Origin of the sequence: Cryobacterium sp. PAMC25264 (genome assembly GCF_019443325.1) — a bacterium.
Classification (GTDB): Bacteria; Actinomycetota; Actinomycetes; order Actinomycetales; family Microbacteriaceae; genus Cryobacterium.
Window position 1 is genome coordinate 856,794 of sequence record NZ_CP080383.1, and the last position, 23,088, is coordinate 879,881.

General features: G+C 60.7%; 18 protein-coding genes and 1 tRNA gene. 4 read left to right on the forward strand and 15 right to left on the reverse strand.

Annotated features, from left to right (window positions below; translation table 11 throughout):
* Positions 1–90: 90 nt before the first annotated feature.
* Positions 91–657, reverse strand: a complete 567-nt coding sequence (locus KY500_RS03885; RefSeq protein WP_219902404.1) for a hypothetical protein — start codon at positions 655–657, stop codon at positions 91–93.
* Positions 658–1,079: 422 nt separating this feature from the next.
* Here KY500_RS03885 and KY500_RS03890 point away from each other — a divergent pair.
* Positions 1,080–1,156 (forward strand) — tRNA-Pro (locus KY500_RS03890).
* A 234-nt stretch (positions 1,157–1,390) separates the two neighbouring features.
* On the opposite strand, the gene KY500_RS03895 is transcribed toward KY500_RS03890, so the two are convergent.
* The 8 genes from KY500_RS03895 to KY500_RS03930 all read right to left on the reverse strand — a co-directional run bounded on the left by KY500_RS03895 (position 1,391) and on the right by KY500_RS03930 (position 10,735).
* Positions 1,391–3,316 carry a hypothetical protein gene (locus KY500_RS03895; RefSeq protein WP_219902405.1) on the reverse strand — a complete coding sequence of 642 codons (1,926 nt, stop codon included), beginning with the start codon at positions 3,314–3,316 and terminating at the stop codon, positions 1,391–1,393.
* Complete coding sequence (locus KY500_RS03900; RefSeq protein WP_219902406.1) at positions 3,313–4,314, reverse strand: tyrosine-type recombinase/integrase; 1,002 nt, start codon at positions 4,312–4,314, stop codon at positions 3,313–3,315. Before KY500_RS03900 ends, KY500_RS03895 begins: the two co-directional genes overlap by 4 nt.
* A 91-nt stretch (positions 4,315–4,405) precedes the next feature.
* A complete protein-coding gene (locus KY500_RS03905; RefSeq protein ID WP_219902407.1) occupies positions 4,406–5,308 on the reverse strand; it encodes a hypothetical protein in 903 nt (300 codons plus the stop codon).
* Positions 5,305–5,607, reverse strand: a complete 303-nt coding sequence (locus tag KY500_RS03910; protein ID WP_219902408.1) for a hypothetical protein — start codon at positions 5,605–5,607, stop codon at positions 5,305–5,307. Before KY500_RS03910 ends, KY500_RS03905 begins: the two co-directional genes overlap by 4 nt.
* Before the next feature lie 39 nt (positions 5,608–5,646).
* Entirely contained in the window at positions 5,647–5,934 is a 288-nt protein-coding gene (locus KY500_RS03915; RefSeq protein ID WP_219902409.1) for a hypothetical protein, read from the reverse strand.
* A gap of 1,204 nt (positions 5,935–7,138) precedes the next feature.
* The gene (locus tag KY500_RS03920; protein ID WP_219902410.1) at positions 7,139–8,587 is read right to left on the reverse strand and encodes a hypothetical protein; all 1,449 of its coding nucleotides are present in this window, start codon (positions 8,585–8,587) and stop codon (positions 7,139–7,141) included.
* Between the two features lie 354 nt (positions 8,588–8,941).
* Positions 8,942–9,763 carry a DUF6042 family protein gene (locus tag KY500_RS03925; RefSeq protein ID WP_219902411.1) on the reverse strand — a complete coding sequence of 274 codons (822 nt, stop codon included), beginning with the start codon at positions 9,761–9,763 and terminating at the stop codon, positions 8,942–8,944.
* 96 nt (positions 9,764–9,859) lie between these two features.
* Positions 9,860–10,735 carry a DNA/RNA non-specific endonuclease gene (locus KY500_RS03930; protein ID WP_219902412.1) on the reverse strand — a complete coding sequence of 292 codons (876 nt, stop codon included), beginning with the start codon at positions 10,733–10,735 and terminating at the stop codon, positions 9,860–9,862.
* 395 nt (positions 10,736–11,130) lie between these two features.
* Between KY500_RS03930 and KY500_RS03935 the strand changes: the two genes are divergently transcribed.
* Positions 11,131–12,282 carry a hypothetical protein gene (locus KY500_RS03935; RefSeq protein ID WP_219902413.1) on the forward strand — a complete coding sequence of 384 codons (1,152 nt, stop codon included), beginning with the start codon at positions 11,131–11,133 and terminating at the stop codon, positions 12,280–12,282.
* A gap of 340 nt (positions 12,283–12,622) precedes the next feature.
* Here KY500_RS03935 and KY500_RS03940 read toward each other — a convergent pair whose 3' ends face one another.
* Together KY500_RS03940 and KY500_RS03945 are read right to left on the reverse strand one after the other, a co-directional pair.
* Positions 12,623–13,360: a GAF and ANTAR domain-containing protein gene (locus KY500_RS03940; RefSeq protein WP_219902414.1), complete on the reverse strand. Its 738-nt coding sequence runs from the start codon at positions 13,358–13,360 to the stop codon at positions 12,623–12,625.
* 20 nt (positions 13,361–13,380) lie between these two features.
* Positions 13,381–13,998, reverse strand: coding sequence for a GAF and ANTAR domain-containing protein (locus tag KY500_RS03945; RefSeq protein WP_219902415.1), 618 nt, complete (start codon positions 13,996–13,998; stop codon positions 13,381–13,383).
* Between the two features lie 961 nt (positions 13,999–14,959).
* Here KY500_RS03945 and aspT point away from each other — a divergent pair.
* Together aspT and KY500_RS03955 are read left to right on the forward strand one after the other, a co-directional pair.
* A complete protein-coding gene (gene aspT, locus KY500_RS03950; protein ID WP_219902416.1) occupies positions 14,960–16,669 on the forward strand; it encodes an aspartate-alanine antiporter in 1,710 nt (569 codons plus the stop codon).
* A gap of 22 nt (positions 16,670–16,691) precedes the next feature.
* Positions 16,692–18,287, forward strand: coding sequence for a bifunctional aspartate transaminase/aspartate 4-decarboxylase (locus KY500_RS03955; RefSeq protein WP_219902417.1), 1,596 nt, complete (start codon positions 16,692–16,694; stop codon positions 18,285–18,287).
* 705 nt (positions 18,288–18,992) lie between these two features.
* Here the strand turns inward: KY500_RS03955 and KY500_RS03960 are convergent.
* The 4 genes from KY500_RS03960 to KY500_RS03975 all read right to left on the reverse strand — a co-directional run bounded on the left by KY500_RS03960 (position 18,993) and on the right by KY500_RS03975 (position 23,083).
* The gene (locus KY500_RS03960) at positions 18,993–19,871 is read right to left on the reverse strand and encodes a hypothetical protein (RefSeq protein ID WP_219902418.1); all 879 of its coding nucleotides are present in this window, start codon (positions 19,869–19,871) and stop codon (positions 18,993–18,995) included.
* Positions 19,872–20,048: 177 nt separating this feature from the next.
* Positions 20,049–21,299 (reverse strand): hypothetical protein, encoded by a 1,251-nt coding sequence (locus KY500_RS03965; RefSeq protein WP_255579775.1) that lies wholly within the window; start codon positions 21,297–21,299, stop codon positions 20,049–20,051.
* Positions 21,300–21,422: 123 nt separating this feature from the next.
* Positions 21,423–22,352: a sensor histidine kinase KdpD gene (locus tag KY500_RS03970; protein WP_255579776.1), complete on the reverse strand. Its 930-nt coding sequence runs from the start codon at positions 22,350–22,352 to the stop codon at positions 21,423–21,425.
* Between the two features lie 65 nt (positions 22,353–22,417).
* Positions 22,418–23,083: a response regulator transcription factor gene (locus tag KY500_RS03975; protein ID WP_219902420.1), complete on the reverse strand. Its 666-nt coding sequence runs from the start codon at positions 23,081–23,083 to the stop codon at positions 22,418–22,420.
* Positions 23,084–23,088 lie beyond the last annotated feature (5 nt).

A 23,088-nucleotide genomic window follows, 5' to 3' on the forward strand; every position in this document is an offset into this window, starting at 1 on the left:
GGCACCATCCCGGGCATTCCCCATCCGCGCCGAAGCGCGTGGTGAGGGTGAGCTTAGCGTCTAGCGCCGCGAGTGCGCAGCGCCCAATCCCTAGCGCGTGGGGGTGGGCTCGTCGCCCGGCGTCTCGGTGGCCGCGTCGGTCGTCTTCACGCTCGTCGTGGCGGGGGTGTCGGTGGCGGGCACGGAGGCTGTTTCGTCGGCCGGAGCGGACGGAGTCACGGTGAGGTCGGCCGGAGCGTCAGTGGCGCTGGCAGTGCCGGTGCCGGTCTCGGCGGCGCGGGCGCGCACCGGGGCGGTTTCCTCGGCAACGAACTCGGTGTCTTCGTCGAAGTCGAAGTCGGGCTCGTCGTGCGTGGCGCCGACCGGCGCCGCGTGGGCGGCGTTCTTGGCGATCGCGCGCGTCACCACGAGGGCGGCGAGGGTGATGATGAAGCCGATGATGCCGGCGGCGAGCAGGTTGGCACCCAGGTTGCTGCCCGACTGGGCGGTGAAGTACGCCACGTAGTCGGAGGACTGCGACGTGTAGAACTCGGCCTGGGTGGCGTTGGAGGAAGTGAGGATCAGATACCCCGCCACAGTGACAACCAGGTCGACCAGCCACAGTACTGCCAGGACGAGATTGAACTTGGACAGGGGACGTGAGCTGTTCTGGGACATATCTTCCTTCGATTGATGAGCGGTCGGTGACGACCTCGCGTCACGCTACGCACCGTTCCTATGGACAACCTATGTACCACCAGGGAATCTCCACACCCCCGCCTGTGTTGCCGTGGGTGCGTCGGTCGAGCTTGTCGAGACCCGGTGACCTTTCGACACCCAACGCACCCCCACGCTGGTCGAGCCCATCCACGCTGGTCGAGCCTGTCGAGATCCCGCACCCCTTCGACACCCAACGCGCCCCCACCCGCTGATCGAGCCCGTCGAGATCCGGAACCCCGTCTCCGTTAGACACTAAAACGGTCTCGTCCGTTGTCAACCTCCCCTCAACCCCCAAAAGTGAACGCAACCCCTCTCCCGACGCGGTAAGCTAGTCCAGTTGTCTCCGGTAGATCCCCTCACGGGAATCCACCAGAACACGGCGGGCTGTAGCGCAGCTTGGTAGCGCACCTGACTGGGGGTCAGGGGGTCGCAGGTTCAAATCCTGTCAGCCCGACCAAAGGGCCGTTCGCGAAACTCTTCACGAAACGGTCCGGTCGAAACAAAAAGAAATCGCTCCTGAGGATTCTCAGGAGCGATTTCTGGTTTAAGCGGTTCTCGCTGCGTCTTGCGGTCGCGATTCTTGAGTTGTGGTTGTGATCCTCGGTGGTAAATGCGTTTTCGTGCGCGCCGGATTGTCGCGAAAGCTGGGAGTTTCGCCCTCTCGGGCAGTATGCGGTTCGTGGAGGAACGGTTAGGTCTGTAGCGGTGGCCCACCGGTCTCGTCGGACACTGTCCGTTTTGCCTTGTCTGGCCGCGTGACGCCGGCCGGGAAGGTGTCTGTGTAGGGGTTGTGCCATTCGCGGTCTCGGCGGCGAATCGGGCCGACAACGGGTTCTCCGTTGATCCGCAACTTGGCATCGGCTTTGATCTTGTCGCTGATGAACGCCGCGATCTTCCGTAGGTTGAAGTTCGTGAGAAGCATGGTGACGATGACTTGAGCTGCTCCGAATCCGCGGACGCGGCGTCGGCTGGCAGATTCGACGTCCTCTGTTCCGCCGCTCTTGATCTGGTTATTCAGCGACTCGATGGAGTTTCTTGCATGGGTGTGGAATTCGTCCCATTCCTTGGTGCCGAATTCGAATGCTTGGGCGCTGCGCCGGTTCTTGGCGGTGTCAAATGAAACGGAGTGCTTGATGCAAATATCGTCTAGGAAGTCAGGAACGCTTTCTTCGTCAACGGCCGGTCGCACCTTCTTCGTGGCCGTCTTGAGAAGTTCTCGGAGCGGGCAGGTAACTGTCGGGCTTGGGCCAAGTGCTGGGCATCGCAGCACAGCGCGACCCTTCGCGTCGGGCTTCTCCTTCTGGTAAAGCTTGAACGCTGTGCGGCTCTTGATTCGCTCGCGGTAGGTTGCGGTGTCGATGACCTTGCCGAGCAGCTCTTTCGTCGCGTCCTGAAGCGGTTTGGGAGTTGCCGGACAATACGTGCCGCCTTCGATATACAGGGCTCCGTGGTCCCCGCCCTGATGGCCCAGTCGATCAACTCGATAGTCGGTGGAAGGCGTGAAGCCTTCCTTTAGTGCGTCGTCGTGGAGCCGTTCCGGAGTGGAATTGGCCCAGTACTGTTTGTCCGCATCTCCAACCCCTGGTTCCAAGCCAAGCATCTTGGTGGCGCGCATAAGTGAGACTGCCTCTTCAGCGACCAGGACATTGGGCAGACTCATCGTCGCGGCGACAGCAAGCGCAGGGAATCTCCGGGCTCCGGGTGCCTCAGAATCGACCCTCACGGCGATGTTGATTTCCCAGCCCCACTTATAGGTCAAGGAGCCGGCATTCTTGCCTGGCTCCGTGAGGTCGACCTCGCCCCGGCCGGCGTCTGTTCGTGGGCCGGTGGTCACGTGCCAGCCGGCAAATGCATCCACCGGGCCTGGCTTGAGGGTTCGTTTTTCCTCGACCTTTGCTTCTTCGGCGACTCGTTTCGAGAGATTCTTTCTTGAGTATCCCTTCGTGGTGGGTGTTCCGACGTAGGTCTGGTCGAACGATATGTCGACCTTCTTTGACGCTCGACGAACAGCGCGCGACTGTTCGTTGAAAGTCATGACGAGAAAGCGCTGGGTGAACTCATCGAGTCTGGCCTTCCGTTTCTCGGCCAGTTGGGTGTCGTGTGATCGGAGTATTGCTTGGATCTCGGTGTAGGTCTTGGAGTAGCGGCGTTCCTGAGGGAACGGGTCCATCAGGGCGTTCATGCGCTGGAAGGCACGATTTGTGTTGGCATACCAGCGGTTCTTCTCTCCGGTGTGGCCCACGAATGCTATCTGTGATGATTCAAGATCCAGGAGGTCTCGGGAAGTATCGCTGAGGCGAAACATGAAGAGGTCGCGCACATTCGTCAGGAACATCGAGGTGCCTTCCTTGGCGAGCAGAAGCATGCCGGTGAGGATGGCACGCTCCGAGATCAGGGACGGGCGGCCGCCAAGGCTGAAGGCCGCCGCATCTTCCTCGGACCACTCCCGTAGCTTTTCTAGGACGCCGGTCTTGCGGACACGGCCTTCCATCAGCGCTACAGTTTCGTCGTCTATGAGCTGATGGATACGGCCGCGGCCGATGACCTCTGCCTGGGTCATTCCACCGAGGTCGGGGTTATGGCCGGTGAAGCCGTAGTCGATGTCGCCGGCGCTCATCGGGAAATTTCCTCGCCGATGATGAGACCGGTGTAGAGGCCCAGGTCGAGTGGTTGTGCGTGTACGAGGTGCTTGTCGAGGCTTGCCGTTGCGGTGAAACCGGCGATCTTCATGAGAACCGGCAGCGGTAGCCCGTTGTCGATTTGAGTGATTACCCAGGAAGCACGGAGCCTTGAGACGGTAGCTCGAATCCGACTTGGGTGCTCGGTCAGAAAGGTTTGGATGGCCCGCGGTCGATATTCATCGAGGCGCCAGCCCCTGAACACGAACTCGTCGGTTTCGGTGCGCCCATCGAGGCTGCGCAGAAGGGTACGGTTCCACGGTGTCCGGACTGGCACAGTCCGCGCTCGGATGCCGGGAACGTGAACGAAGACTCGTCCCTCGATGATTTCAATGTCGCGGATACGCGTCTCGATGACCTCATCGGAGCGTAGGCCAGCGCCGCCGGCGAGGCCGAGAATTGCCAGTGCATTCTGCCGTTTGAAGTTGGTTGTGAGGCTAGCCGCCCAGCTGTGCAAAGCCGCGACCTCGGCGAGTGTGAAGGGGCGCCGTCGGGGATTGCGCTTCGGCGACGGTAAGCGTTTGATACTTGCGGTGCCGAGTGCATCCGTGATGGCGCCCAGCTGACGAACGACACCCCACCGGTGTATCTCTGAGTGCTTCGCCAGACGCTCCTGCAGAAAGAGATAGACGTTGTTGTGGGTGTAGACGCGCTCGATTGTCAGTTCGGTGCCGGTGGCCGCCCACACCCACACATTGAAGCGGGCCGACATGGTCATGAGGCGCCGGACAGTCTCGAAGGTGCGTGGCTGCATCCGTACAGCGGTAATGATCGTGAACTCGCGCACGGCGTTCCACTGCAGAGTGGAGAGCAATGGTCGATACCTGACGATGACTTCCCAGACGTGATCGGGAAGGCCCGGGTCTAAGACCCGAAGGTGGGCGTACGTCGCGGAGTCGGCGAGGAAAGTGTCGTTGAGTCGGTCTTTTGAGGGCATGGAGAGTACGTGTGCGGCGGAATTGAGAGGCCAGTGGAGAAACTCACCCAGTCTGAACATCTCAGATCACGCACCAATACCAAATCCCTGATCAAAGGAATTTATTTGAATCGATGGGGAAGTTCTTGACCCCCGATCTGGGGGCGAAAGTTCTTAACTTATCTAGCGCCGCCAAGTTCCGGAGCCCGGAGATTCGCAACAATTCCTGGGGTGGTGTGCCACCGACAAGGTGCTCCAGGAGCCAAGTGGCGCGCATCCGGGCGGGTCGAACATCCAGCTCTGTTCGAGCGCGCAACAGGAAATCCGTGACTTGCCCGGATGTGGCGCTGTGACGGCCGGGGCGAAACATCCAGTCATCCCATTGAAGCTCACCGAGGATCCGTCGGAGAGGTCGTTCCCACGCTGGACTAAGCGGAACGACCCGGGACCGTCCCTCCCACACGATCACATGAATTGCTCCAGTGCGGTCTATGTCAGAGACGCGAACGCCGAGGATCTCTCTCGCAGCCAGGCCGGCCCCGAGCCCGAGCGTCAACAATGCAATGGCGTCTCGCCGCCGGTGCTCGGTTCCTTGCGAGGTCGCCCAGCTGTGCAGCGCTGCGACCTCGTGAGCGGAGTACGGTGCTGTCGGTGCTGAACGCGGGATCGGTCGCTGACGGTCGGTAAGGCCGATTGGGTTGAGCACTCCGGTGATAAGCGTGAGGGTCGCCCGGTGAGCGGCCTTGCTGCCTGTGGTGTAGGCCTTCATGCCGAGATTGACGTACTCCTCGATGGTGGTGCGACGGAAGATACGCTCGCGGTCCAAAGGGGTTCCGCGGCTCTGCCAGCACCAGAGCACGAATGCGGCAGTGGCGGGTGAAAGGGATCGGGCGTCGCGGCCAGATCCCGTGGTGGCGTCGGCCACAGCTTCGGTGACGAACGGTCCGATCACGTCCCAGTAAGGAAGGGCATTGATGGGGCGGTAGTCGTACTCCGTCAGGTCAAGGTCGGTCATGGCCGCACCATCACTCGTGGAACGGCATCGATGCGGCTCACCGGTGTCGTCTCGCGAGTTGTGAGCCAGACGCCCGGCACGTTCAGGTTGATCATCAAGACCATGGGCTGACCAACGTGACATCGGACGATCTCCAGGAGGTCGATGTCCGCACCGTCCTGTCGCAGGCGGAGACTTGACTGTGCGACCGAGCTGGTCACGCGGCGAAGCAATCTCCGCTCGAGGTCAATCCAGTACCGAGTCCCGGACACCGTCGTAACGACGTAGCAGCCGGAGGCGTCATCGGCTAACGAATCCATCGTGCACTCCTTTGCGGGTGGTGAGGCCCACGTCACCGGTCAATCGGAAGGCGCTGGGTCGATGCTTTGGATGGTGCTGGAGAGGTGCCAGTAATGTTCGAGGTAATCCACCTCGTCGGGGTCAGGACTCATTAGCCAATACCCGCGAGCACCGACTGTGCAGTGCACGATCTCGAGGAGGGGTCGCGGGCGATCGTTGACGGTTGGGCTGGAGCTTTCACCGGGAATGCGGGTGACAGTCATAGCGTCCAGATCAAACCGGTGTGTTGACCCACGCGTGGCCACATTCCACAGCCCGCCTTCCTGGCCCGTCAGCGTCACTGCCATCAGTTCGATCCTCCCGGGTGGGCACCGCTTGGATGCTGACGACGCGGCTGGAGCGTTGCCAGAAGTGCTCGACGGTCTCAATATCGCTGCCTTCGGGACTGAGGAGCCAATACCCGCGCCGTCCGACCCGGCACTCCACGATCTCCTTGAGTGGGCGGCTGGCACCGTTTCCCAGCGCAAAGTCGGGGGAATCGGGGAACCGAGACCGGTCAACTGTCGAGGCGTCCAAATCGATCCGATATGTCGAGTCCTCCGTGGTGATCAGCCAGCAGCCGCCTTCGATGCCCCAGATGAAATCTCGCCCTTGTACGGGTTCCTCACGCTCTGAGTCAGGAGTTCTAGAAACCATTTCGCGCCCCGTGTCTTCCAGTTCTGGTGGATTCCGGTCGAGGGTCCGGCCCGGTGGAGCTCTACCGTACGAAAATCCTGGGCCGCAATCCGCCGACTCAGAGACAACTCCATCCCCGAGTCCGGACCGGCGGCCCAACGTCGAAACGTGACTTGAGTTCACGCCTATGCTGCCAGCGGAACGGATATCTGATGGAGGTGGAAATGGTCGCGACAGAGGGGCGGACGGATTCACGAAATCCGCTGAGGCCTCAATCAGGAGCGAGCATTCTCAAGCGGGCCATGGCCGCGAACCCACAGACGGTTTCGCCCCAACTTGCGCGCAGCCTGCAGGCAACCGAGAACGTGTGGCGGAACATAGCTGAGGAGAATGGTTTGTTGACCAGTGGCCAGGTTGCTGCGCTCTTAGGCTCAAATCCATCGAACCGGAAGCTTGCGTCGAGGATCCGGGCCGCGCGGCAGTTGGCGGGAGTGGTCCGAGGCAACGCCGTCCTGTATCCGGGCTTCCAGTTCGATCAGGCTCGCCGGATGGTCCTTCCTGTGATGGGGGATCTCATCCGGTTAGCAGATGCGAATGGGTGGCGTGAGGAAGACCTGCTGCTTTGGTTGTGTGCGCCGACCACGAGCTTCGGCTCTGACGACCGGCCCGTCGACCACCTCCACCAGCCGGAGGCCGTCTAGGCGGCTGCGAAGGATCAGTTTGAGGCTCAATGGTGACGCCCTGGGCTCGCCCCGACGCAACGATTGGTCGCGAAAACAAAACATCGCTCCTGCGAACTCTCAGGAGCGATGCCTTGATGCGACTATGCAGTAGTTGAAATGCGGGCCCCGGGCCCGCTGAAGGTTCCGGCAGCTATCACCGCAACAGTTGGGCTGGCTGACCGGCGGTCGCGGGGACATCCGGCGCTGGCGCCTGTGTCATGTCATCGTAATTTCCTACGCTCTCGAAGGAGGCGATCTCCCGCAGGTTGTAGTTGGTGAGCAGGACTGTCACGAAGACCTGTGCGGCGGCAAAACCGCGCACTGCACGGTGGGACGATTTGCCCAGATTCTCTCGATGGCGGTTGGTGATTCCAGCAGTGAAGTTCTCTGCGGAGCTGCGTGCGTGGCTATGGAAGGCGTCCCATTCGGCCGTTCCATACACGATGCCCTCGTATGAGCGAGTGCCGTCGTGCTCCTGGAAGGACATCGGTTTCCGGGAATCGATCAAGGACCACCCGTCCGTTTTGACAGGGATGTTTCTCTGGTCTGCTCCTCGGTCAACCGAGGGGGTGAGTTTTGGGGGAAACGCGGATTTGCCGAAACCGTCGCTCGGTGATTTCGCCCAGTATTGTGAATCCGCATAGGCGACAGCAGGGCTGAGGCCCGTTCCTAGAGCCGCGCGCAGCAGCGATGCGGCCTCTTCGGGGGCTCCGATGTTGGGCATGCTCAGCGTCGCACTGATTGCCAGCTCGGGGAATCGGGCTTCCCCGGGGCGTCTCGAGTCGACACGCACCGCGACGTTTGCGGCCCAGCCCCACCCGAAGTCGTGCCGGCCGTTATCCTTTCGGTCAATCCACGAACCCGCGAAGATCTCAACGGGACCGGGACGCAATGTGAGTGGATCGGCGTCACGTTCGGTGGCTACCTTCTGCGCGAGGGTTTTCTTGAGGTATCCGCGGCGAGTGGGTGAGGCCACGAAGGAGTCCTCGATGGCGAGGTCGATGTGGCTGGAGGATTGGCGCAGTAGAGGCTGCTGCTGCATGAAGGTCATGTGCAAGAAGCCTTCTGTGAACTCGTTGAGCCGTGTCCGCATCCGCTTTTCCCGGTCGGTGTCGTGCGCGTCCAAGGCAGCCTGAACCTCGGTGTGGGTGGCAGCAGTTCTGCGGCCCTGCGGGAACGGATCCATCGGGGCCAGCAAGCGGTGCACGGCGCGGGACGTGCGGCTGCGCCACTGTCCTCTCTCACCGAGGAAGTTTCCGACAACGTTGGACGGTTCGGGGAGGTCCAGAAGCGCGCGGGATTCCGCGGAGAGCTGGTATTGGAACACATCAGCCAGAGACCTAATCCAGAGGGGGCTGTGGTGCCCGGCAAGCAACAGAAAACCGACCAGGACGGCACGGTCTGAGATGGACGCTGAGCTTGTCCAGGCGCTGGTGGACCTCGCATCTTGCTGCCTCCACGCTGCGAGTTTGTCGAGGACACCGGTCTGGACGACCCTGGACTCGGCCAGCGCAACTTCCTCCGCGCTGAAGCAGTGGTGCACACCGGCGGGGGCCGTCGGGTGTGTCTTTATGGCTGGCACGAATTCGCTGTCAGCGGTCATGATCGCGAACGCGTTGACGTCGAGGCTGGTGTCGGACTTGAGAATGTCGGTGAATCGGTTGTTTGTCATGAATAGTACGTGTGCGGCGCTTTTCGCTACTCACGGGCTATCGGCTCATTTTCGTCAGCTCGCGCTGATCATTCATCGCTTAAATGCTGATCAAGCCGCAAGAAAAAATTTTCAAGAATTTTTGATTTCCTGGTCATCAGTCAGGAACTGGAGCCACTGAGTTGTTGATCGGGCGTATTTTCGGAGGTGCGGAGCGCAGCTTGGGGTGGCAGTGAACCTGATTAGTTAGCCCGGTCCTGAGACTGTGGCCGGGCGTACCTGGCGTGAATTGAGGTCTTTGCACATCTACTCGTCTTCACCGGGCGGATCGGTGAATCGCACCGACAGTCGGGATGCGTAAAACGCTTCCCAATCCACGCCGACGGGGAAAAGCTCATCAGCAGACGCTCGCAGGGGGTCGCCGGTGATGGTGAAATCTCCCTCTTCGGCCAGGACGACCAGGGCTTCGCGGATGGACTGTGGATCTGCCAGCAGACTTTGGGCTAGCTCATTGATAGTTGTCGACAATGAGTTGACGTAGTCGGGTTGTTGTGGCTTAAATAGCGCGAGGATCTGCTGTGACATTTCTTGGTGTAGGTGGCCCCAGCGAAGCTGAGCCTCCGTCTCGCGGCGCGATTCGCTCAAGGGAAGGACTTCCTCCGGCAACGGAGCGAGCGGATTAATGGAGTACTGACTATTGGCCAGCACAATAACCCGGGCAGCTGCCATGAAGTCCAGTAGATCGGCAAGGGTATGAGGAGTTGCCAGGCCTAGGTGCGAGCTGAAGTCCGCGAACTCGGCAATCTGTCGTGTCCACGTCGCTCGCGCCTGAGCGTTGACGACCTCAGCGCTAAGGACTGAGCTTTCTCCCTGGAGGGGTGTGCCCTCGGAGTGTTCATCGAGCTGGCGGAGTTCTTCCTGCGTGTATTCCAACGGAGGTTCCCATACCTCTGAGGTGAGACCGTCAGCCGTGTAAGGACTGTCTCTGAGTTCTTCGTCAATTTCTGCAGACGTAGCCGTCCCCTTCGCCGCCAGAAAGGACAATATCGCGATGGCTGAACTCGGTAAAAACCGTTGCCAGCCGCTCTGGACGTAGACGAGGTTGAAGAGTGCCCAGGTTGCCTTCATGCCGACAGAGTAACCCCCAGTTCCAGTCCGGGAACCTTCTCACCCTCTTCTCCGTTTGATCACGTGGGAAGGGCCGAGCGTGTGCGGGCCATGACGTCAAATTCCCTGAAGGTGAACCCCTGACATGTCCGACAGCTCGGCCCAGAGTTCACGGTTACCAGTGTCTTTCCGCACATCGGAGACCGGCACCAACACGTCGGCGTCGGACAGGGCCACCAGGTCAAGGTCGGTCAGGCCGGCGATATCCCTAATGGGCACTTGAAACGTGCGGTACGGGCCCAACGGGGGAGGAGTGCCCGTGATGAAGGCTTGCGCGCGGAGTGTGTCGAGGTCGAGATCGGACAGTTGCGGCCTTTGATCCAAGACGAACCCGGCCGCTTGAAGGACCGTGGCACCGTCGATTGTTGTCGTCCACGCCGCGATCTTCCAGAACGACTGGGGGATCCCGACACCGCGATACACCGGATCGTCGGTTGAAAGCACGGGTGCGGTGAAGACGCTGATGCGGTTTCTGTTCCTGCGTGCGTAGGTGAGGATATGGTCCTCAAGGCCGAGCCAGAGTATTTTCGATTGGTTGAATGCGCCGGCTTGCGGGGCGGCATTTGTGTAAGCGAAAGTGTCAACGTTGGCCTGCTGGGCGGTCGAGGCGTCGCCCCACACCGGGTCCCGACGTCGGACGAGATGGCCGCGGTCCAGGTCATTGTTCGCGTATACAGCCTCCCCGGTCTGCTCGTTGATGGGGATGCGGGAGTCGAGGTGCCACTCATCACCACGGCTAACGTCGACAAGCTGGTCGCCGTCGATGTTCACGCCAGTCACGAGTGCGAGGCGACGGACGGGCTCTAGAAGGACGGTGAAGTGTGTGTAGGGCAGGTCCCGAATGACGGTTCCTTCGGCCGGCATGGGCATCGGCACCTGCAAATCGAGGAAATCGGCGTGGTAGCCACCGGGGAGAGGGGTCGCAGCATTCATGCCGAGAGCTAAGCAGCCGCAACTGACATTTGCGCCTCTGAAAGGTGTCGCACAACTAACCGTGAGCACTGAACTTCCGGTCACAGGTTATGCGACGTAGTTACGAGAACCGGCCTGCCTCGAGATTCAGGGATTTTCAGGGGAAATCCAGGTCAGTGCGATGCGACGTCTTGTATCCGTAGGGTTACGAGACGCGTGACTACAAGCTCTGTGCCACCGGGTCGATGTGCCACAGAGCGATCACAGAGCACCGCCACGGACCGATCAACTCCACACCGGTGGAGGCCGGCAGGTCCACCTCATGAGGGCAGCGGGCGAAGGCCCGTTGTCGTGTAAACGTGCCAGCGCTGCCACGGATGGACTTTCCTACCCCGAAGATCTGCTCTACTGGGAACATGGGGTCGTCGGGACGGCGGCAAAGCCGTCGAGCTGTTGTTGTTGCGACGGTCACGCCCCTCGCGTCGATCCTCGGATCTGGGCTGCTGATCATCGTTCCTGTGTTGGAACGCACCCTTGGTGCACTGGCCGTTTTCGGAGCGGTCGCGATCTGCGCGGTCGCCTGGCTGATCGGGACAGTCATCCGCCACAATGTGCTCGTCGTTGAACCTCTAAAGGGGGCCGGCAGCCTCGACCGGGCGACGCTACTGCTGGGGCGCATCGCTGACGCCACCATCGTCGTCGCGTATATCATCTCGGTCGCGCTGTATCTGCGGATCATGGCTCAATACCTTGTGAGGTTTTTTGCATCGAGCGCACCGGACTTCCTCGAACCGTTGATCGCGTGCGTAGCGGTGGCGCTGATTGTCGCGCTCGGGATACTCCGTGGTTTCAGGGGACTAGAGAGACTAGATCGCGTCTCTGTCGTCGCCGTCCTCCTTCTCACCTTTGTTCTCGGTGCGGTGCTACTGTTCCACGACGGCTCGAGCCTGGTTGGTGGCGACCTGACAATGCCACCGGTGCCACGCATGAATCCGCTAGAAATCCTCCTGGTGCTCGGCGGGATCGTGATCACTGTCCAGGGCTTTGAGACCGTCCGCTACCTGGGCGACCAGTATGACGCCGTCGCGAGAGTGCGCGCATCACGGGTTGCGCAGATTATCTCGGCGTTCATCTACATCGGCTTCGTCGCCGTCGCGACCCCCGTCATGGGACTCGGCACCCCCGCAGGTGCCGACAGCACACTGTTGGACATCACCACCCGCATCGCACCATGGCTCGCACTCCCGCTGGTACTGTCCGCGGTTCTCAGCCAGTTCAGCGCGGCGATCGCGGATACTGCCGCTGCCGACGGAAACCTTCGAGGCCTGAGCCGATGGTTCCATGGTCCACGGCCATACCTGATCAGTGGAGCAGCCGCTATCGCGATCGCCGCAACGGTGCCAACTTTTACGATCGTCGCCGTCGCCTCCCGCGCATTCGCTGCGTATTACGCAATTGAGGCCGTGATCGCGATGCGCACCTCGAACGGCTTCGCGCGCAAGAGTTTTTACGCTGTACTCGCGCTCCTCTTGGTCGCGATCGCACTGTTCGCCTTGCCTGCGTCATAGGCCTTGATCTCGCAGTTCGCGCCCAGCGCAGACATGCGTGACGCGAGTGCGGATCATCCTCACGCTGCAGGCAATCAGTGACGCACTCAGCTCGGCAGTTAGCACGACATCATTTCATCTCGGAATTCTGGCGCCTCCGATGCGGCCGGAGTGCGAAATTCGGCTGGGCCACGCGAGCCGTCGTTATGGCCGTACCGCCGAGAAGCATCGATTCCTTGATGGCCGCCCGTAGGCAGTTTTCAGTGTCCGCCGGCGCTCCTTCATCTGGACGCCATCTGGGTGTGCCGTTTCGATTGGTAAGACGTCTCGCCCGGTGCTCGTCGTGTCGTCAGGAATGACCTCAGCGATGTATGCCGGCGGCGATTTTCTGGACTGTCAGGTGCCGGTTGCTGATCTGGTCAGCGACTGTCCTGATCGTCATGTTTCGGTCACGGGCATACTTTCGGAGAAGAAGGAACGCCTCATCCATATTCATCGATAGCTCGTTGGCGACCACTCCCTTGGCTTGTTCGATCAGAATGCGGCTGTCTAGTGCTCGGTGAAGTTGTTCCTCGATAAGATGGCCTTCACGGATTACTCGCTCTTGAAGTATCCCGATTGTCGCGACGTCGGCCAGAGCTTGGGCGACTGCAGCGTCTCGTTCGCTCACCTCGCCCGCTGCGGTCCCGAAAAGGTTCATGGTTCCTATGACTTTGGCGTGAAGCTTCAACGGAGTCGCCAGAACAGATCTGAAACCAGCCGCCGATGCGGCCTTCTGAAAAAGGGGCCATTTCTCAGACATCGATATTTCTTCGACGGAGACCGCTTTGCCGGAACGGAAACAATCGATGCATGGTCCGTCGCTGGCGTCCAATTGCATCATTTCAACGAATTCCGCTGCTTCACTCGTCGAGGTCATGAGTTGTAAGTCCCCATTCCCATCGACGAGCATGAGTCCGCCCGCTTTCACTTTGAGAATTCCGGCGCACTCCTCTACGAGCGTGTGGAGCAGGTCCACCATGTCGTACTCGGTGGTGAGTGTGTCAGCGACCATGACGAAAGCGGCGGTGATGCGCGCCTCCCGCGAGGTACCGTCCATTGTGTGTTCCTTACGTCGAGTCACGAGTGAACTTCGTCAAACCTGAGGGTGCGAGTGACAATCTGATGCGCCACGGAGTCGATCGAACTTCCGGTTGCGAAAGCGTAAGCCTGCATACGGGCGAATGCCTCGGTGGCGCCGACGTCCAATTGCGAGATGATCATTCCTGTGGCCTGGTGTACTTCGCGGCGCAGCGAAGGCGTCGTTTCTGACTCATGAGAATCGTGGTGCTCGGCCGCGTGCAATGCCTTCTGAACCGCAGAGCTGGCAACGCGCCCAGCCAAATAAGAAGCATGCGTGGTGAAATCCCTGTCGATGGGGCGGGGCTCAATGCAGTAAAGATCCACGACCCCCACGAGCGCTGCACCCAAGAGCATCGGGAAGCAGAACAGTGCCCCCACTCCGAGCTCTCGAGCAGCTGGCAGAAAAATGGGCCACGTTGCGGGACTGGACACGGCCAGATTCGGGCACAGCACCGGGGATCGACTTGTGGCGACTTCCCAATGTGGTCCCTCGCCCAGTTCCAACTGAAGAGAATCGATCCGGGCAGCAAGCCGGTCGCTTGCGCAGACGGTTGCCTGGCTCGAACGGTAGACGACGACCGTGATCGAAGCTCCCGTCACACCGAGGTCGCTCACAAACGATGAGCACAAATCGACAGAACCCGTGCGATCCGATCCAGACAGCGGGGCCATGTGCGACTTTCAACGAGACGTTGACTGTACGGGGAACCCAGTCAACGTTCGGAGGAGTCCGGGAAGGCCATGCCCCCTCACGCGAGCATAGCGTGCCGGAGTGGCCCGCCGCTGGCTTCGCACTTGACGAGCGCTTCACTGCACTGGGGCAGTTCGTGAAAGTTCTCGAAGATGTGGTTCAGATGAGTTGTGGTGCGCGTATGGTTACAGACATTGCTCCGGCCCTTGGCAGTGGTCCACTACTGACCCCCAAGGAGCATTCATGATCGTCCGCGTTTTCGGCACGAAGACCTCGATCCCGCTGCCGGCAGCCCCGGTGGATCTCTCCTGGGCTGACCTGCAGAGACCGTGCCGATCGACATTCACTGGTGGCAATCGGATTCGGCGCAGGCTGATGTGACATCGAAGGCATGAATGCGTTTAGCGTCACCGCTGGTGTCATCAGCCTGGATTAGTGCGTTGACGCGGCACTTGTCGATTCAAGATTTTCCAACTGCCCGACAGCGTGAATCGCGCGCGGAGAGCATCGCTGCCGAGCGTGAGTGTTGGCGCCTCTCTCGGAGAAACCCCGGACACGATTTTGGATCAACCGCCGGATCTTCCAAGCGCAACGTGCAGGCCGTAATCGATCTGGGTGTTGATCAAAACACCACCGTCGTCTTCCCCGCTCCCCTGATTTCAACCGCTACCGAGAACCGCGCCTTATTGAACAGTGAAACCGTTCGGCCAACGCCAGCCCGATCGACCTCCCCGGCTACAACCCAAAAGAAGGATCTTTCATGATTGCATCGTCCCTGCCGCGCGCGCGCGCCGCTTTGGATCAGTCACACGCGCGCCTTTGTGGGTCCGCTCCGGCGAAACAGCCCCATAGGCGTGGTGCACCAGAGATTGCGCAGCTGGTCCGATGAGTTTCCTCAATGGACTGTTCACCGCCCAACCACTCCTGGCATTGTTTCTCACCCTTGCGTTGGGGTACTTGATAGGCAAAATTCGGATCGGAAGTTTTGTTCTGGGCGGGATCGCCGGAACTCTTTTGGTTGGCGTGGTCATCGGTCAAGTCGGGGTAGCGATTGACCCTGGAATTAAAACGATCTTCTTCGCTCTGTTCATCTACGCCGTCGGGTTTCAGGGTGGACCGCAGTTCTTCCACGCGTTGAACCGTCGCTCTCTCAACCAACTCGCCTCTGCAGTCGTGATGACCATAGCCGGGTTGATTACTGTGCTGGTCGGGGCCTGGATGTTTGGTCTTGATCGAGGGTTGGCTGCCGGTTTGGCCAGCGGCGGGCTCACGCAGTCAGCCATCCTCGGCACCGCAGGCGATGCAATCGCACACCTCGGGCTACCGGCCGCCGTGACAAAAACGATGCAGACCAACGTCGCCGTCGGTTACGCCGTCACCTATATTTTCGGGTCCCTTGGACCGATCATTCTGGTGACGTGGTTCCTACCCATGCTCAAACGGTGGGATGTTCGGGCAGAGGCCGTGAAACTCGCGGCCACAATGTCCGGCGGTCACGCTGAACTCGAGCCCGGACAGCTCAACGCGGTCCGTCCTGTGGTGACGCGGTTCTTCAACCTGGACAAGGCGAGAGGCGCCAGTGGGAAGACCGCACTCGAATTGGACGCAGCTCTCTCTGACGCTGCCGTGGAGGCGGTTATTCGTTCCGGTGCAGCCATCGGCCTTACCGAAAAAACAGTGCTCCAGGCCGATGATTTAGTCGCCCTCTCAGGTACACGGGAGGCAATTATTGAAGGCGCAACGCTTCTCGGCGAAGAACAGTCGGGGCCCGACGGATTCAGGTTGGTTGAAGAATCCCGAGAGCTCATTCTGACAAACAAAACCCTAACGTCTCGGCCATTGAGCGAGCTCAAAAAGCATGTCGGCGTGGACACCGGGCATGGGGTCTATCTGACAAGGGCCAAGCGGATGGGCATCGACCTGCCGCTACTAGACAAGGTCACATTCAACCGCGGCGACGAACTCCACTTCATCGGCCGTCCCACCGATCTCAATCGGGTGCAGTCAAAAATCGGCTACAAAATCAGCGCTGCCGCCGTGGCCGACTTCGTTTTCTTCGGCATCGGTATGACCATTGGTCTGCTCATCGGGCTAATCACGTTCACGCTGTGGGGCGTGCCCATCTCCCTCGGAAGTGGCGTCGGATGCCTCCTCGCCGGCCTCCTGTTCGGATGGTTGCGCAGCGTGCACCCCCGTTACGCTGCCCTCCCACTCGGGGCCTCCAATTTCCTGCGCGACTTCGGACTCGCCGTGTTCGTCGGAATCGTGGGCATCACCGCGGGCCCTCAGGCCCTCATAGCGATCCAACAGCACGGAATTACGCTGTTCCTCCTCGGCGTTGGCGTCACCCTGATCCCACCGATCCTGACGTTCTTCTTCTCCTTCTACGTGCTTCGCATTCGCAATCCGATTGAAGCTCTAGCGTGCGTCGCCGGCGGCCGAAGCTCCAACCCAGCCTTTGCCGCGCTCCTGGAGAAGGCCGGAAACGCCACCCCCGTGGTCTCCTTCACGATCACCTACGCCGTAGCCAACGTATTCCTGACCTTGTGGGGCCCCGTGATCGTCGGCCTCATCACAAAAAATGCCACCGCGTAATCACACCCAGAAAGGCCTAGTAATGCCCACACCGGACTATTCAAGCTTCACGAAGCTCAGCCCCTTTGAGCTGAAGGACAAGCTCATCTCCGTCGCGTCTTCTGATGCGCAGCGTCTAATGCTGAACGCGGGGCGAGGGAACCCCAACTTTCTAGCCACACTCCCACGCTGGGCCTTTTTGACCCTGGGTGAGTTCGCGATGAGGGAAGCCGAACGGTCGTACTCCTACCTCGACAGCGGTTTCGGTGGGCTACCCGAGCAGGCAGGCATCGTGCAGCGCTTCGAGGCCTTTGCTGCCCACCAGGATCACAGCCAGGGCATCACGTTCTTGCGGTCAGCGTTGTCATACGTCAAAGACCAGCTCGGACTCGACCGTGACGAGTTCCTCTTCGAGATGGTGAGCGCGTTCCTCGGCTGCACCTACCCGACTCCGCCACGAATTCTGCAGCACGTTGAAGAAATCGTCAAAGCGTACCTCGCGCAAGAGATGTTTGGCCCGATCAAAACCGACGGAGAGTTTTCCCTCTTTGCCACCGAGGGCGGGACAGCGGCGATGGCGTACATCTTCAGCAGCCTTGCCGTAAATGGACTCATCCACTCTGGCGAGAAAATCGCAATCGCCACCCCGATCTTCTCTCCCTACCTGGAGATCCCCGCTCTCGCGGAATACGGCCTTGAGATCATCGACATTCGACTGGACCGCACGGCCGACTGGCAGCTGCCACAGAGCGAGATCGACAAGCTTCTGGACCCCACCGTCAGGGTATTCTGTGTGGTAAACCCCAGCAACCCACCGTCGTCAAAGCTCTCGACTGCCGTGCTCGATCAACTCACCGAGCTGGTAAACACGAAGCGTCCTGACCTCATGATCATCACGGATGACGTGTACGGAACCTTCGCAGACGACTTTGTCTCACTTTTTGCCGTCTTGCCGCGGAACACTCTCCTCGTCTACTCATTCTCCAAGTTCTTCGGCGCTACCGGCTGGCGACTCGGTGCCATCGCGCTGAACACCTCCAACGTCATCGACGAGCTACTGGCTGCTTTGCCTGAAGGCGAAAAACTTCGTCTTGACACTCGGTACGCTTCCTTAACAGCAAAGCCCCGCGAACTGGCGTTCATTGACCGCCTGGTCGCTGACAGCCGCGCAGTTGCCCTGAATCACACTGCTGGACTGTCGACTCCGCAGCAGGCACAGATGGCGCTCTTCGCCCTGAACGGGTTGATGGACAGACTTGGCCAGTACAAAACAGCTGCGAAGCAGCTCATCCGCCAGCGTTACCAAACCCTCTACCGCAGCATGGGGGTCACGGCCGAGTTCGAACCGAACGACGTCAACTATTACAGCCTGATTGACCTTCAGGAACTCGGCGGCCGACTCTACGGCGCCGAATTCAAGCACTGGTTCATCACGCAGGACCTGGGAATCAAATTCCTCTTTCGGCTCGCCGACGAAACCGGGGTCGTTCTGCTCCCCGGCAATGGGTTCGAGGTGCTCGATACTTCTGCCCGCGTCTCCCTGGCCAACCTCACCGACAACGAGTACCGTGCAATTGGTGCTGCCACCCGTCACATCATGGATGAATACAACGACATGTTCACCCTCGCGTCGGCCTAACGCTAAACGCAAATGTCTCGCACTCCGCCCGGTTCACCCGTCTGGTATTCGACCATAGCCTCCAACCAGGACTTGAACGCGCGTCGACGCTCGTTGAAGCAGTCCGTACAAAGCTCTCGAAGCCGAGGGCTACCTCACAGCCCGAACTGGCGGAGGCACCCGTGTCAGCCAAAGCGCAACGACGACGCCACGGCCAGTGTTGGAAGCCGCCCGCCAGCTCGCCAGCACCAGCACGCGCGCTGGCACTGGCTTGGACGACACCATCCGCATCCTCCGGGCGGTCTGGCCCGAGCAGTGCAACTAATTCGCACCACGGGAGGCGGCGCCGCAATCCTGACGAGCCCTCGAGACGCCTGCCGCGACTCGGATCATCCTCAATCCGATCACCACCAGCATGGCTGTTGAAGGGTCGCCTCTGCGCTGCACCGCCTACGACCAAGGTGTCGCGAAACCGAAATGTCTCGTATCCCATGGGATATGCGGCAGGGAGGTATTGGCAATCTTCTGCAGCAAGACCGCTGCGGAAGAACCAGGTGCAGAAGAGATCGACGTGAGAAGTCCGCAGGTCGCTATCGTCCTCGTCGCGCTGATTTTCCTCGGTTCGGCGACGGCGTGAGCGGTCCAGAACCCGGTGCCAAAGGTTTTCTCAAAACGAGGCCTCATTTGACTCGACCTGTTGATTCACGGTCGGTCGCTGAGGGATCTTCACGGCAGGAACTGCTGACCCTGGTCAACGGCGACCGGGCGCCCGCGAAGCGGCATGGTCGGGGTCTCGTCCTTTCGCGCTTCGCGCACTCGGTTCGCCTTCATGCGAGCACCCTCATACGCTCGATGCTCAGGTCTCGCAGAGTCTCCTGCCGTGGCAGCCGGAGAGAAGTATCGATCCCGCACTTGCGCCCATCCGACTAGGACGATCATGACGGCGACGAAGGCCAGCGATACCCATCCCGATCCGATCCCCGTGCCGCCTTCGGCCTGTGGCTTCCCCAGCCCGTCGGCGACGGATGCGCCCAAGGGGCGTGTGAGGACGTAGGCGAACCAGAACGCGAAGACCCCACCGAACCCCCACCACCGGTACCCGGCCGCTGGAATCAGAATGAGCGCCGCGAAGAGCAGCACCGACGAAACGTAGCCGAGTCCCAGCCCCACGGCAAAGTAATCTCCCACGGCCGTGCCGAGCGCGAAAGTGCCAACCACCGCTGCCCAGTAGAACGCTTCTCGTCGCGTCGTTACGATTTCGTGCACGGACATGGTGCCCTCGACACGCCACCACAACCCGAATACCACCGCCAGTGCCACCCCGTATAGACCAGCAGACACGAGGTAGGGCAGTCCCATGACGACGTGGACGACGTCCGCTGCCATCGTCCCGAAGACACCAACCGCCGCCACGGCTAACCAGTACACCCAGGGCACGTATCTCCGCCGGGTCAGTTGCAGCGCCAAGGCTCCCCCGAAGAAGAGGAATCCGAGCAACACCGCCAGCACGGGCGGCATCACACGTATCGAGAAGTCCGATACGGACTCGCCGAGCGCGGTTGAGAGCGCTTTCGTGGCCCAGAACAGCACCGAGGGCACTGCCACCCGGGACAAACCGTTTGACTGCACATAAATGCTTCGCATCCTGGCTCCTTCTCGCGTATCCCAACCACCGAGGAGTGCTGGGTCTTTCTGATGCGGTTCATGAATCGCGGCGGGCGGGAATCGGCGGATCCATTGGAGCTGCGGCCGCACCTGCCACGAGCGCTTCAGTCAGAGCCTTTATGAGTTGAGTGTTGCCAGCAGGGTGGTGACAGCGTCACTCTCAGTGGCTCGGTCGGGTGAGGATGAGCGAATCGCTGTCAGCACACGGTCAATTTGTCCGTCGATAACCGACCATCCGCTGCCGTCCAGAGGTTTCAAGGTTGATTGATCTTTGTCCCACGCTGTCTCGAGGTCAGCAATGCGGATGACGGCGCCAGCGTGGTCGCCAGCTTTCACCAGGTCGAGAGTGTCTTGCAGGACAACCCGGTAGTTGTCCACGTTGCCGGAGGGGAAGTGCGCGGTCGCTGACTGGCCGGGCGCGAGGACAGCGCTGACACTGGTGCCTTCTTCGCTTGCGGCGGCGGTGCTGTGCGGTTGTACTCCGGCCCACACAAGTAAGCCGCCAGCGACAGCCGCGACCACCGCGAAGTATCCGATCATGACCCGTTCCCGGTTCCGAGTCGTCGTGATGGGTCCACGGGAGCGCTGGTTCTCTGCAGCGTCGACACGGGTCACGCTGAGATATATGACGGTAGCGAGGATGGCGGTGAGGAAAATGATGCTGGTCAGTCCAACCCCCAGCCCAAGTCCGCCGTCGGTGACGGGGAACCCCATCCAATCGCCGAGGTTTGCCCCCAGGGGGCGGGTGAGGATGTATGCGAGCCAGAACGAGAGCACCGGGTTGGCCCCGAGTCGCCAGCCGACGACGACAGCGATAATGAGTCCGGCCGGCAGCAGCACCGAAACGCCGGGGCTCCATCCCGTGATTTCCAGGATCCAGTCGCCGGACGCGGTGCCCAAGGCGAATGTGACGAGGATGGCGAGCCAGTAGAACAGCTCGCGCCGGGTAGTGGTGATGCTGTGAATGGACAAGGTCCGTTGGCTTCGCCACCACACAGCAAACACGATCGCCAGAACCGCGGCAAAGACGGTTGTGCTCAGCGCCAGTGGAACCCCAAGGTCGTCCGTCAGAATGTCGGTGTACAGCGTGCCGGCGACACTGACGACCACAACGGTAAGCCAATAGACGAACGGGACGTATCGGCGCAGGAGCAGTTGCCATGCAAGCGTCACGGCCAGCACGGCGGTGAAGATGATGGAAGTCAGCTCCAGGCCGACACCGAGGGTCATGTTTATCCAGTCGGCGAAACTCTCCCCTACCGTGGTGCACAAGATCTTGATGACCCAGAACCACAGCGTGATCTCAGGCACTTTGCTCAGCATGGCCTGGCTTGTCCGCAAGGGCGCAGCGTCCGTTGTCTTCGTCATGCATCGGAGGTTACGGATGCCGCGCTAAGGATCCTCTGAGAATGAAAGCTCAGGAGCGCCTCGTTCTACCGTCCATAAGGCGCCGCCCAGCCATGCCGGCTTTGAAACGGACGGGCTCGCGACTTATTTCGGTGGGCGTGGGAACTGAAGCGTGATTGTGGTTCCTGAGGCGGACGTGGTGGTCACCGTGGCGCTTCCGCCGTAACGACTCACGGTGTCCTGTACCAGGGAGAGTCCGATGCCGAATCCGGTGCTTGCGGTGCCGCCACCATCAACTGCCTGGGCGGATCTTGCGAATCGGTCGAAGACGCGGTCGGCGCTGATGCCCTGAATCCCGGGGCCCTGATCGGCAACGTCAATGCGCACCATGTCACGGCTGCACGACACAGCCAGCGTGATGCTTCGCCCCTGCGGGGAGTGTTTGATCGCGTTGTCGATCAGAGCAACGAGGCTGCGATGAAGACTGGTCTCCGGGATTGCCACAACCACATCGGCGGCGATCGGAGTGAGCGTGATCTGCACCCCTCGGTCTTTGGCAATCATCCGCATCGCTGACACAGCCGCGTGAACGGCGCGGTCGACCGAGATCGGCGACACGGCGGCGGCGGGTGAGACGTCAATGGAATCGAGGAGGTCTGCGACAACCCCGGCGAGAGCTCGCGAGTCATTGTGGATTTCTTCCACCAGTTCCCGGTGCGGATCATCGGGCGAGAGGGAGCGAGCGAGAAGCTGGATGCGGGCATCGGCAACTGCCAGTGGCGTACGCAGCTCGTGGGATGCGTCAGCAACAAAGCGCCGTTGCCGCCGCAGAGCGTCAACCAATGGGGCGACAGCGCGGCGCGTCACGAAGACGCTGACAATAGCCGCCAGCGAGATGGCCACCATCCCCACGATGACACCCCACACGATGACGTCGACACCGTCGATATCAACAGCTGTCTCGTGCGGGCCGGGGCTGAACAGCACGTCGAGCGGTATTTGCGTGAAGACCACTGAGAGAGCGGCGGCTAATACCGCCACCACCAGCGTGGAGACGGCGACTGTGATCGTCACGCCAACTCGTCGGGATGCGTTACGCACGAGACGCGCATCAGCGTCTAGCGGCGCGGCGCGCGTCGTCACAGCATCCCCAGCCGATAGCCGCGGCCGCGGACAGTGGTGACGATGTCTGGCTCTGTTTTGCGGCGCAGATAGTGCACGTAGGTATCGACCGTGCCGGGCGTATCATCAGCGGAAAAAACTGCGCGAAGTATGTCGTCGCGGGTGAACGTGCGTTCAGGGTGTACCGCCAACAGCTTCAACAAATCGCATTCGCGCTCTGTGAGGATCACCCGGCCATCGTAAGGAGAGTAGACGGCACGTGACTCGGGATAGAACTCCAACGCCCCGATCCGCACGAACGGCCCCTCGCCCGCGGCCACCCTGCGGATCGCCCTTAGTCGTGCGAATAGCTCGTCGAACTCGAACGGCTTCACAAGATAGTCGTTCGCACCAGCGTCCAAGCCCCGCACCTTGTCTTGGACGGTACCCAGTGCGGTGAGGATCAGAATCGGCGTCGTCGTGCCCGCCTTGCGGAGCGTTTCCACGATCGAGATGCCGTCCATGGTGGGCAGGCGCCGGTCAACGATCATCACATCGTAAGAACCATCTGCTGCAGACGACAGTGCGTCTGCACCGTCCGGCGTCAACGTCACCTCGTACACCTCATCCAGCACACGCGCCATGATCGGCCCCAGCGAGGGGTCGTCCTCTGCCAGCAGCAACCGCGGTCGCTTCTCAGACATCACCC